This is a genomic window from Microvirga subterranea (assembly GCF_003350535.1).
GTDB classification, from domain to species: Bacteria; Pseudomonadota; Alphaproteobacteria; order Rhizobiales; family Beijerinckiaceae; genus Microvirga; species Microvirga subterranea.
On record NZ_QQBB01000005.1, the window covers coordinates 439923 to 455421 of the forward strand.

Annotated in this window: 14 protein-coding genes; 5 read left to right on the forward strand and 9 right to left on the reverse strand. The window is 66.9% G+C overall.

Going from position 1 to position 15499, the window contains the following annotated elements:
* Entirely contained in the window at positions 1-1077 is a 1077-nt protein-coding gene (locus DES45_RS15365; RefSeq protein ID WP_114770878.1) for a DUF1176 domain-containing protein, read from the forward strand.
* A 6-nt stretch (positions 1078-1083) separates the two neighbouring features.
* Here DES45_RS15365 and DES45_RS15370 read toward each other — a convergent pair whose 3' ends face one another.
* On the reverse strand, positions 1084-1356 hold the full coding sequence (locus tag DES45_RS15370) for an usg protein (protein WP_114770879.1): 273 nt from the start codon (positions 1354-1356) through the stop codon (positions 1084-1086).
* A gap of 277 nt (positions 1357-1633) precedes the next feature.
* Between DES45_RS15370 and groES the strand changes: the two genes are divergently transcribed.
* Together groES and groL are read left to right on the forward strand one after the other, a co-directional pair.
* Positions 1634-1948, forward strand: coding sequence for a co-chaperone GroES (groES, locus tag DES45_RS15375; protein WP_114770880.1), 315 nt, complete (start codon positions 1634-1636; stop codon positions 1946-1948).
* Positions 1949-2003: 55 nt separating this feature from the next.
* On the forward strand, positions 2004-3638 hold the full coding sequence (gene groL / locus DES45_RS15380) for a chaperonin GroEL (protein WP_114770881.1): 1635 nt from the start codon (positions 2004-2006) through the stop codon (positions 3636-3638).
* Positions 3639-3659: 21 nt separating this feature from the next.
* Here the strand turns inward: groL and DES45_RS15385 are convergent, their stop codons facing one another.
* From DES45_RS15385 to DES45_RS15415, 7 genes are all read right to left on the reverse strand, one after another.
* A complete protein-coding gene (locus DES45_RS15385; RefSeq protein ID WP_114770936.1) occupies positions 3660-4028 on the reverse strand; it encodes a cupin domain-containing protein in 369 nt (122 codons plus the stop codon).
* A gap of 22 nt (positions 4029-4050) precedes the next feature.
* The gene (locus DES45_RS15390; RefSeq protein WP_114770882.1) at positions 4051-4893 is read right to left on the reverse strand and encodes an ABC transporter permease; all 843 of its coding nucleotides are present in this window, start codon (positions 4891-4893) and stop codon (positions 4051-4053) included.
* A complete protein-coding gene (locus DES45_RS15395; RefSeq protein ID WP_114770883.1) occupies positions 4890-5837 on the reverse strand; it encodes an ABC transporter permease in 948 nt (315 codons plus the stop codon). The genes DES45_RS15390 and DES45_RS15395 overlap by 4 nt, the downstream gene beginning before the upstream one ends.
* 209 nt (positions 5838-6046) lie before the next feature.
* Positions 6047-7528, reverse strand: a complete 1482-nt coding sequence (locus DES45_RS15400; protein WP_114770937.1) for an ABC transporter substrate-binding protein — start codon at positions 7526-7528, stop codon at positions 6047-6049.
* Positions 7529-7912: 384 nt separating this feature from the next.
* Entirely contained in the window at positions 7913-8662 is a 750-nt protein-coding gene (locus DES45_RS15405) for an SDR family oxidoreductase (protein ID WP_114770884.1), read from the reverse strand.
* 31 nt (positions 8663-8693) lie between these two features.
* Positions 8694-10166, reverse strand: coding sequence for an aldehyde dehydrogenase family protein (locus DES45_RS15410; RefSeq protein ID WP_425374287.1), 1473 nt, complete (start codon positions 10164-10166; stop codon positions 8694-8696).
* 13 nt (positions 10167-10179) lie between these two features.
* Positions 10180-11790 (reverse strand): ABC transporter ATP-binding protein, encoded by a 1611-nt coding sequence (locus DES45_RS15415; protein ID WP_114770885.1) that lies wholly within the window; start codon positions 11788-11790, stop codon positions 10180-10182.
* 2 nt (positions 11791-11792) lie between these two features.
* On the opposite strand from DES45_RS15415, the gene DES45_RS26085 reads away from it, so the two are divergent.
* Both DES45_RS26085 and DES45_RS15420 read left to right on the forward strand, forming a co-directional pair.
* Positions 11793-11924, forward strand: a complete 132-nt coding sequence (locus tag DES45_RS26085; RefSeq protein ID WP_281024091.1) for a hypothetical protein — start codon at positions 11793-11795, stop codon at positions 11922-11924.
* 83 nt (positions 11925-12007) lie between these two features.
* On the forward strand, positions 12008-13435 hold the full coding sequence (locus tag DES45_RS15420; RefSeq protein WP_114770939.1) for a coniferyl aldehyde dehydrogenase: 1428 nt from the start codon (positions 12008-12010) through the stop codon (positions 13433-13435).
* Here the strand turns inward: DES45_RS15420 and DES45_RS15425 are convergent.
* Positions 13422-15494, reverse strand: coding sequence for a sensor histidine kinase (locus DES45_RS15425; RefSeq protein WP_114770886.1), 2073 nt, complete (start codon positions 15492-15494; stop codon positions 13422-13424). The genes DES45_RS15420 and DES45_RS15425 overlap by 14 nt on opposite strands.
* Positions 15495-15499: the final 5 nt, after the last annotated feature.

Genomic DNA, 15499 nt, shown 5'->3' on the forward strand with positions numbered 1-15499 from the left:
ATGCCGCGCCACCTCCGTCTCGCGTTTGCCCTTGCGCCGCTCGCCATTGCAGCTCCGGCTCTGGCGCAACAGAAGCCGCAAGCCGCCGCGCAGGTGCAGCCGCTCAAGCAGTTCAAGGACTGGACCGTCGGCTGCGACAACGCCCGGACCTGCACGGCGCTCGGGCTCGCACCGGACGACGGAACGATGGGACCCTATGTCAGGATCAGCCGGGGCGGCACCGCCGACGCCGCGCCCACGATCAGCTTCGCGATGGTGCTCGACGATGGGGTGCAGGTTGCCTCTCCCGGCCTGAAGCTCACCCTGGACGGCAAGGACATCCCAGGACTCCCGGCCCAGCCCCTGAAGGCGGGCATCGACGACGACGTGGTGCGTGCGGAGCTCCCCGCAGGGCAGGCAGAAGCATTCGTCGCAGCCCTGCGCAACGGCACGCGCCTCAACGTGCAGCTCCTCGACGGATCGAAGGAAGCGGCCAGCGGAGCGATCTCGCTCGCCGGCTCCGCCGCGGCGCTGCTCTACATGGACGACCAGCAGAAGCGCGTCGGTACCGTCACGGCGCTCGCGCGCAAGGGCGACGCGCCGGCATCGGCCATCCCTCCCGTCCCCGAACTGCCGGTGGTCGCCGCCAAGCGCATGACCGATCTGTCGAAGGCCAAACAGCCGCGGCCGGCCGGAATCGCGCGTCCGAAGGGCGAGTTCTGCAAGGAATACCCGGACATGGTGATCGGGCTTTCGGCGGGCCAGACGCTGTGGGGACTGTGCTCAGATGCCGCCGCCTACAACTTCGATTACAGGTTCTTCGTGGCCGGGCAGGGGCGGCCGAAGCCGGCTGCCTTCATGGCCCCGGGACTGGTGCAGGAGCGGGACGCAGGCGTCCTGACCTCGCCGGCGCTTTCCGACGACGGGATGACGCTCGGCTCCTTTGCCAAGGGCAGGGGCCTCGGCGATTGCGGCGTGCTGGCCGAATGGGCCTGGGACGGCGCGGCCTTCAGGCTGATGCGCGCGACCATGATGGATTCCTGCCGCGGCGTCTTGGCCGACGATTGGCCCGTGCTCTTCCAGGCCAGGCGCGGGTGAAGCGGGCTATTGCAGCCGGTACTCCCCGTCGATGGTCCGCATCTGGGCCGGCTTGATGAGCCGCGCATGGGCGACGGTCACCGAGTGCAGCGGCCCGTCGAGCTTCTCCTCCCAGAAGGTCAGGAACTTGGTCAGGGCCGGGAATTTCGGGAAGAGGTCGTAGTCCTGCCAGATGTATTCCTGGACGAGGGAGCGATGGTCCGGGATCCGGTAAAGGATCTGCGCCGTGGTGAGGCCGTAGCCCCGGAGTTGGCGGACGAAATCCGGTGACACCTGCATCAAGGGTGCTCCTTGCCTTTATCCCAACAGGGAAAGTGGAGCAGAAGACCGGTTCGGCGGCAAGTATGTCGGCATAAAACTTTAGTGAAATCAATATGTTGGCAGCACGGTCACGACGCTGCTAACAGCCGAGGTGGCACTCGGTTCCATGGAGTGCCAAAAAATTTTTCGACTCCCTCTTGAACGGTGAAGCTTCTCCAACCAAATCAACGCCGCGCGGGGGCCAAAGGGGACCCGTGCACGTGGTTAAACCATTGATATATCTGGAGGAAGCTTCATGAAGTTCCGTCCTTTGCATGATCGCGTCGTGGTTAAGCGCATCGACGCCGAGGAGAAGACGGCGGGCGGGATCATCATCCCCGACACCGCCAAGGAAAAGCCTCAGCAGGGCGAGGTCATCGCGGTCGGCCCCGGCGCCCGGAACGAAGCGGGTCAGGTCGTCGCCCTGGACGTGAAGGTCGGCGACATCGTGCTGTTCGGCAAGTGGTCCGGCACCGAGGTGAAGATCGGTGGCGAGGATCTCCTGATCATGAAGGAGTCCGACATCATGGGCGTGGTCGAGCAGACCGCCGCGCAGAAGAAGGCCGCTTAAGGCCGATCCCAAAAACCAGAGTCACACATCGTTACGTCTCAAGGAGTGACGAAATATGGCTGCTAAAGAAGTCAAGTTTTCCGCCGACGCACGCGAGAAGATGCTCAAGGGCGTCGACATTCTCGCCGATGCCGTGAAGGTCACGCTGGGCCCGAAGGGCCGCAACGTGGTGATCGAGAAGAGCTTCGGGGCTCCCCGGATCACCAAGGACGGCGTCACCGTCGCCAAGGAGATCGAGCTTTCCGACAAGTTCGAGAACATGGGCGCCCAGATGGTGCGTGAGGTCGCCAGCAAGCAGAACGATCTGGCGGGCGACGGCACGACCACGGCGACCGTTCTCGCGCAATCTATCGTGAAGGAAGGCGCCAAGGCGGTTGCGGCCGGCATGAACCCGATGGACCTCAAGCGCGGTATCGACATGGCCGTCGAGGCCGTGGTGGCGGATCTGAAGAAGAACGCCAAGAAGGTCACGTCCAACGACGAGATCGCCCAGGTCGGCACGATCTCGGCCAACGGCGACACCGAGATCGGCCGCATGATCGCCGAGGCCATGCAGAAAGTCGGCAACGAGGGCGTCATCACCGTCGAGGAGGCGAAGTCGCTGGAGACCGAGCTGGACGTGGTCGAGGGCATGCAGTTCGACCGCGGCTATCTCTCGCCGTACTTCATCACCAATGCCGAGAAGATGCGCGTGGAGCTCGAGGATCCCTACATCCTCATCCACGAGAAGAAGCTGTCCAACCTGCAGTCCATGCTCCCCGTGCTCGAAGCCGTGGTGCAGACCGGCAAGCCGCTGCTCATCGTGGCGGAGGACGTGGAAGGCGAGGCGCTCGCCACCCTCGTGGTCAACAAGCTGCGCGGCGGCCTGAAGATCGCCGCCGTGAAGGCTCCGGGCTTCGGCGACCGCCGCAAGGCCATGCTCGAGGACATCGCGATCCTCACCGGCGGCACTGCCGTGTCCGAGGATCTCGGCATCAAGCTCGAGAACGTGACGCTGAACATGCTCGGCCGCGCCCGCAAGGTCGTGATCGAGAAGGAGAACACCACCATTGTGGATGGTGCGGGTTCCAAGAAGGACATCGAGGCTCGCGTGGGCCAGATCAAGGCGCAGATCGAGGAGACCACCTCGGACTACGACCGTGAGAAGCTCCAGGAGCGTCTCGCCAAGCTGGCTGGCGGCGTGGCCGTCATCCGCGTCGGCGGCGCGACCGAGGTCGAGGTCAAGGAGAAGAAGGACCGCGTCGACGACGCCATGCACGCCACCAAGGCGGCGGTCGAGGAGGGCATTCTGCCCGGCGGCGGCGTCGCACTCCTGCGCGCCCTGAGGGCTCTCGAAGGTCTCAACCCCGAGAACCCCGACCAGAAGACCGGCGTCGACATCGTGCGCCGCGCGATCCAGACCCCGGCCCGGCAGATCGCCGTCAACGCGGGCGCCGACGGCTCCATCGTGGTCGGCAAGGTGCTGGAGCAGAAAGACTACGCCACCGGCTGGAACGCCCAGACCGGCGAGTACGGCGACCTCTACAAGCTCGGCATCATCGACCCGGCGAAGGTCGTGCGCGCCGCGCTTCAGGACGCTGCATCGGTGGCCGGCCTGCTCGTCACCACCGAGGCCCTGATCGCCGAGAAGCCCAAGAAGGAAGCCGCTCCGGCGATGCCGGGCGGCGGCATGGGCGGCATGGACTTCTAAGAAGTCTGATCGAGTGAAAACCTACACGGCGTCGCGCTCGCGCGGCGCCGTTCTTTTTGGGCCGTAGAAGATCACCCAGGTCTTGAAGTCGTCGGAAAAAGTCTCGAACCGGTGCGGCACGTGGGCCGGGACATAGAGCAGGTCGCCCGGGCCGAAGGGGACACGTTCGTCGCCGCGGCTGAAGGTGCCGTGGCCGGATGCGACGATGTAGAGTTCGTCGCGCTCGTGCGGCATCTGGTTGTCCCGGCCGACCGGCGCGTAGAGCTCGACGCTGATGTCGTCGCCGCGGTCGAACACGATGTTGAACGGGTGCTGCGCCGTGAGGGCTGCTGCCGCCTGGGCGAGCGTGACCTGGATATCGCTCGCGCGGGACTGCTCGTCGGATGCCATCAGGGTCTCCATGCTGCCGTGGTCATGCGGTTGTGCTGCGTCCGCGCAGGGTGGGGTCGAGCGCGTCGCGCAGGCCGTCGCCGAGCAGGTTGAGGCCCAGCACCGAGAGCGCGATGGCGATGCCGGGCGCGATGGCGAGGTGAGGGGCCCGGGACAGGTAGGTCTGCGCGTCGCTGAGCATGCGGCCCCAGCTCGGATTGGGCGGTCGCACGCCGAGGCCGAGATAGCTCAGGCCCGCCTCCGTGAGGATCGCGAGCGCGAGCTGGATCGTCACCTGTACGATAAGGGCGCCGGCGATGTTCGGCATTACGTCCTCCCAGGTGATGCGCAGGGGATGCTTCCCGAGAGCACGCGCGGCCGCGATGTAGTCGAGGGTCCAGACCTGAAGCGCGACGCCGCGGGTGACGCGGGCGAAGACCGGGATGTTGAACACCGCGATGGCGAGGATCGCCGCAAGCGGGCCGGAGCCCACGAGCGCGCCGATCATGATGGCCGAGAGCACGGCCGGGAAGGCGAAGACCACGTCGGAGACGCGCATGGCGATCTCGTCGGCGATGCCCTTCCAGGCGGCGGCCGCGCAGCCGATGGCGGTGCCGATCGCGGCGCCGAGCAGCACGGCGGGCCACGCGATGGCCAGCGAGTTCCACGCACCGACCATGAGGAGCGAGGTGACGTCCCGGCCGAAATGATCGGTGCCGAGAAGGCCTGCTTCCAAAGGAGCCTTGAGGCGCAGCGCGATGCGCACGCGCGTCGGCACCTCGGGAGTCCACACGAGTGAGAGCAGGGCCGTCGCGATCAGGATGGCGGTGAGGATCCCTCCGACGATAAGGGCGGAGTTCCAGCGCAGGCGCATCAGCCGTCTCATGCGCGGCTCCTCAGGCGCGGGTCGAGGATCGCGTAGCCGATGTCGACGAGGAAGTTCACCACGATCACCAGTCCGGAAAAGATCAGCACGATGTCCTTGATCACCACGAGGTCGCGCTGGTTCAGGGCCTGATAGGCGAGACGACCGAGGCCCGGCAGGTTGAACACGTTCTCCACCAGGATGGCGCCGCCGAAGAAGAAGGAGAGCTGGAGGCCGAGGATCGTGGTCACGGGGATGAGGGCGTTCGGCACCACGTGACGGCGTAGGGTCGCGCTCCGGTCGACGCCTTTCGCCCGCGCGGTGCGCACGAAGTCGGCGCCGATCACTTCGAGCGTCGCCGAGCGCGTGACGCGCGTCAGCACGGCAGCTTGCGGCAGAGCGAGCGCGACGGCCGGCAGCAGGAGCGCCTGGAGCGCGGGCGCGACGCCGTTCTCCCAGCCGGGAAAGCCGCCGGCCGGAAACCAGCCGAGCCAGGTAGAGAAGAACAGGATGAAGATGAGGCCGATCCAAAAATTCGGCACCGCGACGCCGAGCTGGCTGAAGACCAGAACGGCCCGGTCCACCGCGCCGTCACGACGTGCGGCGGCGGCGACGCCAAGCGGAAGGGCGAGGAGGGTGGAGATGAGGATCGCCAGGAGGCTCAGGGGCAGCGTCACGGCCATGCGCTCGGCGACGAGCGTGGAAACCGGCATCTTGTAGGTGATCGACGTGCCGAGGTCCCCGTGAAGGATGCCGCCGATCCATTCGAGATAACGCAGGAGCGCCGGCTGATCGAGGCCGAGTTCCTGCCGCAGCGCCGCGAGCGTGTCCTCGCGCGCGGCGGTGCCGAGCATGATCGCGGCCGGATCACCGGGCAGGACTTCCAGGATCAGGAAAATTGCCAGCGACACGAAGAGCAGGGTCACTGCCAGCGAGACGAGGCGCGAGAGGACGAGACGCAGCATCGGACGAGGATAACCTCTTTTCACTCCGTGGTACGGGAGCGGCAGGAATGGTACGCCGCGCCTGCGCCGATCACCTCTCCTAGGGGGAGAGGTCGACGCGCGTCGGCGCGGCGGGTGAGGGGATGCGCCGTTTCCGGATAGACCTGTAACCCCTCACCCGGACCAGACGGTCCGACCTCTCCAACTGGGAGAGGTAAAGGGCGATGTCCTTACTCCGTCCAGGACACTTCCGTCACGTCGTTGGCCGGAACGGGCGAGTTCTCCCACATGCCTTTCAGCTTGGCGTTCCACACGCCGAGCTTCGGCAGCTGGAACAGGAAGAGGGCCGGCACGTCCTCGGCCAGGATCTTCTGGGCCTCGGCGTATTTCGCGTAGCGGGCCTTCTCGTCCGTGGTTTTGGCGGCTTCGGCGATCAGCGCCTTGAACTTGTCGTTCTTGTAATTGAAGTAGTAGTTGTCGCGGGCGAAGATGTCGATGTCGAGGGGCTCGGTGTGGGCCACGATGGTGACGTCGTAATCCTTGTTCTTGAAGACCTCCTCGATCCACTTCGCCGGGAACTCCGTCGGGATGATCTTCATGTCGACCCCGACCTCCGACAGCATGGCGGCGATCAGCTCCGCCGAGCGGCTCGCATAGGCCATCTGCGGGCTCTTGATCGTGATCGACAGGCCGTTGCCGTAGCCTGCCTCCGCCAGCAGCGCCTTCGCCTTCGCGGTGTCGTAGGGGATGACGCTGGTCATGTCCACGAAGGCCGGGTTGTTGGGCGAGAAGAAGCTGCCGATCGGCTGGCCGAAGCCCGAATAGGCGCCTTCGATCAGCGCCTTGCGGTCGATGGCGTGCATGAGCGCGCGGCGCACGCGCACGTCGTCGAAGGGCTTCTTGGCATTGTTCATGCCGGCGACGATCTCGCCCTCGGTGTTGCCGGCCACCGCGCTGAAGCGCTTGTCCTTCTGGAACTCGGTGAAGAGCTCCGGCGCTCCGAGGTTGGGGAACGCATCCACGTCGCCAGCGCGCAGGGCTGCGACCTGCGCCTGCGCGTCGCTGATGAACCGGAACGTGACGCTGTCGAGCTTGATCTTGTCTTTCTGCCAGTAATCGGGGTTGCGAGTGAGCTCCACCCGGTCGCCGCGGGTCCAGGACTTGAATTTGAACGGGCCGGTGCCGACCGGGTTGGCCTTGTTGTTCTCCGCGGTCTCGGGCGCGACGATCACCGCATCGCCCCAACCGAGATAATAGAGGAAGTTGCCCGAGGTCTCCTTCAGCTTGATCACGACCGTCTGCGGATCGGGCGTCTCGATGGCGTCGATCGGCGCGAAGATCTGCTTCTGGGCGTTGGTGGAGGTCGGCGCGCGGGCGCGGTCGAAGGCGAACTTCACGTCGGCGGAATCGAACGTGGTGCCGTCATGGAACTTCACGCCCTCCTGGAGCCGGAACGTGTAGGTGAGGCCGTCCGGCGAGATCTCCCAGCTCTTGGCGAGCAGCGGCTGCACCTTGCCGTTGCGGTCGATGCGGACGAGGCCTTCGTAGAGGTTCGCCCAAGTCACCTCGCGGATGGCGACCGGCGCCGCGACCGTCGGGTCGAGACCCGGCGGCTCGATCGGCATGCCGACCACGAGCGAGGTCTTGGCCGCGTAGGCGGGAGCAAAGCTGACGGAGAGGAGGAGGGCGGCAGCCAGGAAGCGCTTCGACATGAATTCCATCCGGTACGTGCGGGTGACCCCGATCGGGCTCCAGCTTACGCACCCGGGCGCGGGATGGAAGATGCTAGTTGAGGCAATCCTGCTATTAAAGTCCTGGCGGATCGTCACCCGTTCCGCTGGGACGGGACGATGCATATCAGTGCGGCGGATAAGGGGAACGCCCTCCACCCGTCATTCCGGGGCCGCGCAGCGGAGCCCGGAACCCATAAACACAATCGTTCCAAGAAGAGGCTATCAGCGCTCCGCCTGATCCTGCGCCGTCAGCGGTCATGGGTTCCGGGCCCGGCCTGCGGCCGTCCCGGAATGACGGTGGGAGAGATTGCCAATGGATCTTCACCTCCCCCTGCAAGGGAGAGGTGAAAGCACCCGCTGCGATCAGATGCAGCGTCCGCCATCGACCTCCAGCACGACGCCGGTGATCATGCTGGCTTCGTCGGAAGCGAGGTAGAGCGCCGCGTTGGCGATGTCCTGCGGGGTCGAGAAGCGGCCGAGCGGGATCGAGTTCACGAAGGCCTGGCGTCGCTCGGGGGTGTCCTCGCCCATGAAGGTCGCGAGCAGCGGCGTCTCGCCGGCCACCGGCGCGAGCGCGCAGACGCGGATGCGGTCGGGGGCGAGCTCGACGGCCATGGACTTCGTCATGGTGTGCACCGCGCCCTTGGTGCTGTTGTACCAGGTAAGGCCGGGGCGCGGGCGCAGGCCGGCGGTCGAGCCGACGTTGATGAACACGCCGCCGCCTTGGGCACGCATCTGCGGCACGGCGGCCCTGGCGAAGTGGTAGATCGACTTCACGTTCACGGCGAAGATGCGGTCGAACTCCTCCTCGTCGACCTCCAACATCGAGCGGTTGCGGTGGGTGATGCCGGCATTGTTCACCACGATGTCGAGGCGGCCGAACGCGTCGAGAGTCTTCTTCACGGCCGCCTGAACATCGGCGGCCTTCGAGACGTCGCAGGCGAGGCCGAGGGCGGAGGCACCGATATTCGCGGCGGCGGATTCTGCCGCCTCCTGCTTGATGTCGACGATGACGACCTTGGCGCCCTCGCGGGCGAACGTCTCCGCGATTCCCAGACCGAAGCCCGAGCCGGCGCCGGTCACGAGCGCCACCTTGCCTTCAAGGCGTTTCATGGTTCTTCCCCTTGTGTTGGTCGCCGGGCTCTTACCCGTGCGCGATGACGATGGTGCGGGTCGTGGTGAACTCGACCAGGCCCTCGAAGCCCTTCTCCCGGCCGTGGCCCGAGCGCCCGAAGCCGCCGAAGGGCAGCTCGATGCCACCACCGGCGCCGTAGCAGTTCACGAAGACTTGGCCGACGCGCATGGCGCGCCCGACGCGGGTCGAGCGCATGGCGTCGCGGGTCCAGACGCCTGCCGCGAGACCGTAAGGCGTGCCGTTGGCGAGGCGGATCGCCTCTGCCTCGTCCTCGAAGGGCGTCGCGACGAGCACGGGCCCGAAGACCTCTTCCTGGGACAGCAGGCTCTCGTGAGCGACCGGCGCGAAGAAGGTCGGGGCCACGTAGTAGCCGCCCTTCGGGGCGTCGGCCGCGATACCGCCGGAAGCCGTGACGGTCAGGCCCTCCTGCGAGGCGCGGTCGAGATAGCCCTGCACGCGGCGCTGCTGCGCCTGGTTGATCATCGGCCCGAGATCGGGCTCCGCGTCGGGGCGGCCCGCCTTGAGGGCGCGGAAGCGCTCGGACACCGCGTCGACCACGTCCTTGAAGATGCCGCGCTGGATCAGCAGGCGGCTGCCGGCCGAGCAGGTCTGGCCGCCGTTCTGGATGATGGCGTTGACGAGCACCGGAAGAGCGCGCTCGAGATCGGCGTCGTCGAACACCACCTGGGCCGACTTGCCGCCGAGCTCCAGGGTCACGCCGACATGGTTCCGGGCGGCTGCGGTCTGAACGGCCGTGCCCGTCTCCGGGCTGCCGGTGAAGGAGAGAAAGTCGATGCCGGGATGGCCCGCGAGTGCAGCGCCCGCCGTGCGGCCGAGACCCGTCACGATGTTGAGCGCTCCGTCCGGGAAGCCGACCTCGCGGGCCAGCGCCGCGACGCGCAGGATCGTGAGAGAGGCGTCCTCGGCCGGCTTCACCACGGTCGCGTTGCCGGCGGCGAGCGCCGCGCCGACGGAGCGGCCGAAGATCTGCATCGGGTAGTTCCACGGCACGATGTGGCCCGTGACCCCGTGCGGCACGCGCTCGACACCGATGAAATGGGTGTTGAGATAGGGAATGACCTCGCCATGCAGCTTGTCGGCGGCGCTGCCGTAGAACTCGAGATAGCGGGCGAGCGCCACCACGTCGGCCTTGGCCTGGCGCAGGGGCTTGCCGTTGTCGCGGCTCTCCAGCTCGCCGAGCTCGTCCACGCGGGCCTCGACGGCGGCCGCGAGCTTCATCAGGAGGCGTCCGCGCTCGGTTGCGGTCAGCTTGCCCCAGGCGCCCTCGAAGGCCGCGCGAGCCGCCTTGACGGCCGCGTCCACGTCGGCGGCGGTGCCGGAGGCGATGCGTGCGAAGAGCGAACCGTCGACCGGCGACAGCACGTCGAGCATCGCGCCGTCGGAGGCCGGGACGTTGCGTCCGCCGATGAGGTTCTGGTGCACCATGTCGGGCGACACGTTCAAGCTGACCTGGTCGTTCACGTCTCCGTCCTTCCTACGTTATTCTGTTCATTCCCGGCACTGCGGCCAGGAGCTGGCGTGTATAGGCGTGTTGCGGGGCGGCGAAAAGTTGTGCCGTTTCGGCCATTTCCACAATCCGTCCTTTTTGCATGACTGCCACGCGGTCGCAGATCTGCGCCGCAACCCTTAGGTCGTGCGTGATGAACAGGATCGCGAGGCCGAAATCGTCCTGGATCCGGCGGATCAGCCTGAGGATGTCCGCCTGCACCGACACGTCGAGCGCCGAAACCGCCTCGTCGGCCACCAGGACGTCGGGCCGCATGGCGAGCGCGCGGGCGATGCCGACGCGCTGGCGCTGGCCGCCGGAGAACTCGTGCGGATAGCGGTCGATCGCCTGGGCCGGCAGGCCGACCAGGTCGAGCAGCTCCCGCGCCTGGTCCAGCGCCTTCCTGGGATCCTCGCCCTGGGTGATCGGCCCCTCGGCGATGATCCGGCCGACCGTGCGGCGGGGATTGAGGGATGCGAAGGGGTCCTGGAACACCATCTGGATGCGGCGCCTCTGCGGCCGCAGGTCCCGCTGGGACAAGGTGCTGAAGGGCAGGTCGCCGATCTCGACCAGGCCGCCGTCGGGCTCGATCAGACGCAGAACGCAGCGCCCGACGGTCGACTTGCCGGAGCCGGATTCGCCCACGAGCCCCAGGGTCTCGCCGCGCCGGATGTCGAAGCTCACCGCATCGGCCGCCTTGACCTCGCGGCCCTTGCGGAGGAACCCGCGCCCGCCATAGGTCTTGGTCAGGTGGTCGACCTTGAGCGAGATCGGCTCGCCCCGGAGCTGCTTCGGCGCCGGAGGGGTCAGGGAGGGCACGGCGGCCAGCAGGCGTTTGGTGTAGGGATGGCGCGGCCGCGACAGGACCTCGTCGGCCGGCCCCTGCTCCACGAGCTCTCCCTGCTGGAGCACAGCGACCCGGTCGGCGATCTCCGCCACCACGCCGAAATCGTGCGTGATGAAGAGCACGGCCGTGCCCTTCTTGCGGCGCAGGTTGTCGATGAGCTTGAGCACCTGCGCCTGCGTGGTCACATCGAGCGCGGTGGTCGGCTCGTCGGCGATGAGAAGCTTGGGCTCGAGCGCGAGCGCAATGGCGATCATCACCCGCTGGCGCTGGCCGCCGGAGAGCTCGTGGGGATAGGCGCGGGCGATCAGCTCCGGGTGAGGCAGGTTAACCTCGGTGAGAAGCTCGATGGTGCGCTCACGGCGTCCGGCCTGGCTCAGCACCCCATGGGCGCGGAACGTCTCGGCGATCTGGTCCTCGATGCGCATGACCGGGTTGAGCGACGTCATCGGTTCCTGGAACACCGTTCCGACGTCGCGCCCGCGCACGTCGCACCATTCGGCTTCGGTCAGCGACAGGAGATCGATGCCCGCAAGGTCGATCGAGCCCGACAGGACCTCGACGCCTCCGGGCAGCAATCCGATCGTCGCCATGGCGGTCATGGACTTTCCCGACCCCGACTCACCGACGACGCAGAGCGTCTCGCCGGGGTTGATGGAGAGCGACACGTCGTTGATGGCGTAGGGCCGGTCCGCGAGGCTCGGCAGCCCGAGGCAGAGATTCTCGATCGTCAGCACGGGGGAGGGTGTCGCCATCCATGTCTCCTGGAATCCGCAAGCTCGGCGCGGGGGCGATCATCCTGGCGATCCCGTCCGGTCCGTCAATCCGTCGCGAGCACTTCATTTGGGAGGAAAAACCTGTCAAGCGCCGCGAGGGCCGGATCGAGTGAGGCCAAAGGCTAATACGGACCGCGTTGAGAATAGGGGTGCCATTCCCATATCCTACCCCTTGGCGCGAGGACCGTTGCAGATCATGCATGCTATCGTGACGAATCCGTTCGAGGGGCATCTGTCGGACTGCCTCGAAGCGCAGCGCAGCGCCTGGCTCGACGAGGGACCTCTTTCGGTCGAGCGGCGGGCGGAGGCGCTGGAAGGCTTGGCGGATGCGGTTCTGCGTCACGTGGACGAGTTCGCCGAAGCCGTGCGGCAGGATTTCGGCCATCGCTCCGTTCACGAGACCAAGCTTGCGGATCTCTACCCGGTCGTGGCCGGCCTGCGCCATGCGCGGCGTCGCTTCCGGCGCTGGATGAAGCCGCGCCGCCGGCCTATCGACTGGATGTTCAAGCCTGCCACCGGGCGCGTCATGTATCAGCCGCTCGGAGTCGTCGGCATCATCGCGCCCTGGAACTACCCCGTGCAGCTGGCGCTTGCGCCGCTCACGGGCGCGATTGCGGCGGGCAACCGCGTCATGCTCAAGCCGTCCGAGCTGACGCCCGCCACCTCCGCTCTGCTGGACAAGGTGATCGGCGAGGTGTTCCGGCCCTACGAGGTCGCGGTCGTGCAGGGCGGCGCGGATGTGGGGCAGGCCTTCACCCGCCTCAAGTTCGACCACCTGCTCTTCACGGGTTCGACGGCGGTCGGCCGCCAGGTCATGCGCGCCGCGTCGGATAATCTCGTGCCGGTCACGCTGGAGCTGGGCGGAAAATCCCCCGCGCTCGTCGCTCCGGACTACCCGCTCGAGAAAGCGGCGGAGCGCATCGCGGTCGGCAAGCTCTTCAATGCGGGTCAGACCTGCATCGCGCCGGACTACGTGCTCGTTCCGCGCGGGAGCGAACGACGCTTCGCGGAGGCCTACCGCTCGGCGGTGTCGCGCCACTATCCGACGCTGCGCGACAATCCCGACTATACGGCCATCATCAACGCGCGGCACTACGACCGGCTCGCGAGCCTCGTTGCGGATGCGCGCCGGCGCGGCGCGCGCGTCGACGAGATCAACCCTGCCGGCGAGACGCTCGATCCGGCGGCCCGCAAGATGGCGCCCGTGGTCCTGACGGAGGTTCCGGATGACGGCCGCGCCATGCAGGAGGAGATCTTCGGGCCGATCCTGCCGGTGGTCGCCTATGATCGCCTGGAGGAGGCGTGCCGCTCCATCAACGAGCGTCCGCGCCCGCTGGCCTTCTATCTGTTCAGCCACGATTCCGAGACCGTGGAATACAGCCTGGAGCGCGTGATCGCCGGCGGGGTCGCGGTCAACGACACGCTCCTGCATTGCGTGCAGGAGGAGTTGCCCTTCGGCGGGGTCGGCGAGAGCGGCATGGGGGCTTATCACGGCGAGGCGGGCTTCCGAACCTTCAGCCACGCCAAGGCGGTTTTCCATCAGGCGCGCTTCAATGCGGCGGGCATGACCAAGCCGCCCTATGGACGGCCCATGGAGCGCCTCCTCGCCTTCATGCTGCGCTGACGGGAAGGGAGCGCTCCACCGGCAGCGGCACCGAGAGGTCGTAGGAGACTCCGGTCGGCGCGAAGCTGATTACGATGTAGCCCGCGAGCTCGCCTTCGATGCTGCGGCGGATCAGGCGCGAGCCGAAGCCCTGGCGCTTCGGCTTCTCCACAGGCGGACCGCCGCTCTCGCGCCAATGGAGGCGAAGCTGCGGCGGCCGCTCGGTGTTCTCGATCACCGTCCAGGTCACTTCGAGCCGGCCCGACGGCGACGACAGGGCGCCGTACTTTGCGGCGTTCGTTACGAGCTCGTGCAGGACGAGGCCGAAATTGATCGCGTAGCGCGCCGGGAGATCCACATTCGGGCCGCGGACGAAGACCCGCTCGTCGCGGCTCTTCCGGTAAGGGGCAAGCTCCTGCTTCACGAGTTCGTGCAGGTCGGCCTCGCGCCACGACTTTCGCGTCAGGAGGTCGTGGGTCTTCGACAGGGCCAGTAGGCGTCCCTCGAAGGCTTCCTTGAAGCTTGCCGGTCCATCCGCGGAGCGCAGGGTCTGGGCCGCGATGGACTGGACGGTCGCCAGAGTGTTCTTCACCCGGTGGTTCAGCTCGTCGAGGAGAAACCGCTGCTGGTCCTCGGCCCGCTTGCGCGCGGTGACGTCCTGGAAGATCCCGACGAAATAGACGGGCTTGCGGGCCGAGTTGAAGAAGACGCGTCCCTTCGAGTTGATCCAGCGGGTCTCGCCGTCGGCGTGCCGGACCCGGTATTCGTCCTCGTACTCCCCGTCACCCTGAACGGCGCCGCGCAGCTTGGCGAACACCGTCTCCACGTCGTCCGGATGAACGAGCTCGCGCCACTCCTCGATCGTGACGGTTGTCTTCTCGGGAGGAAGCCCGAGGAGCAGCGCGGCTTGGCTCGACCAGCCGCCCATCCCCTTGAGATGGTCGTACCACCATGTTCCCATGTGGCCGGCGTCGAGAGCGAGCCGGGCCCGCTCCTCGCTGGCCTGGAGGGCCTTCTGGCGCTCGGCGACGTCGTCCATGAGGTCGTTGAAGGCATGGGCCAGGACGCCGAGTTCGCCCGTGCTGCCGGGAAGCTCGATGCGGGCGAGGTAATTGCCGCGGCGCCATGCCCGCACCGCATCCGTCATGATCTCGAACGGCCTCGTGATGAAGGCGCGCCCGAGGAGCCAGGACACGGAGAGCGAGAGGACGAGGCCCGCCGCGATGAGCATGAAGCCTCGGGTGGCCGCCTTGTTGATCGTCTCGAACGCGGATTTCGAGGACAGCCCGGCGCTGATGTAGAGCTCGGTCGGCTGCACGTTGAGCGGGATGTAGCCCAGGATTCGCTTCACGCCGTCCTGGCTCATGGCCTCGAAGCTGCCGACCTTGTTGTCGTTCACATATTTCATGAACGGTTCGGGTATCTTCGTGCCGAGGAACCGCTCGGAGAGCGGCTCGCGCGCGATGATGATGCCGTTGCGGTCCGCGATGGTGACCGAGCCGCCGGCCGGAATGACCCGCTCCTTGAGCTTCTGGTTGAGCCAACGCAGGTCGAGGGCAGCCGCGATGACACCCGTGATTCGCCCCTCGTCGTCGCGGATCGGCAATCCCAGCGGCAGGACCGGATGGGCCCCGACGCCTCCCTCCAGGAATTCGGGCGTATAGGTCCCGACCACGAAGCCTTCGGTGCGGAGGACGTCGCGGAAATAGGGGCGGTTGTTGAACCGGTAGTCGCCGCCCGGCATAGGGCCCTGCACGCAGCGGACGCGCCCCTCCAGGTCGAGCGCCACGAAGGCCAGGAGGTAGGGGACCTTCTGCTGCAGGGAGGCGAGGTAGGAATTGCAGGCCGGCGCGATGAAGGACCGGATCGACGGTGCCTCGTCCACGGCGATCAGGAGGCTATGGATGCCGTCGAAGATCCGTTCTAGCTCGGACGCGGCGACCCTTGCCTGGCGGATCACGAGGTCGTTCACCTCGGCCTCGCGGGCACGGCGCAGCGAGACCTCGGTATACGTCCACATCACGATCGTCGGCAGAACCGAGATCAGCGCCAGAAGAAGCAAACGCTTCGTCAGAGTCATGCAGG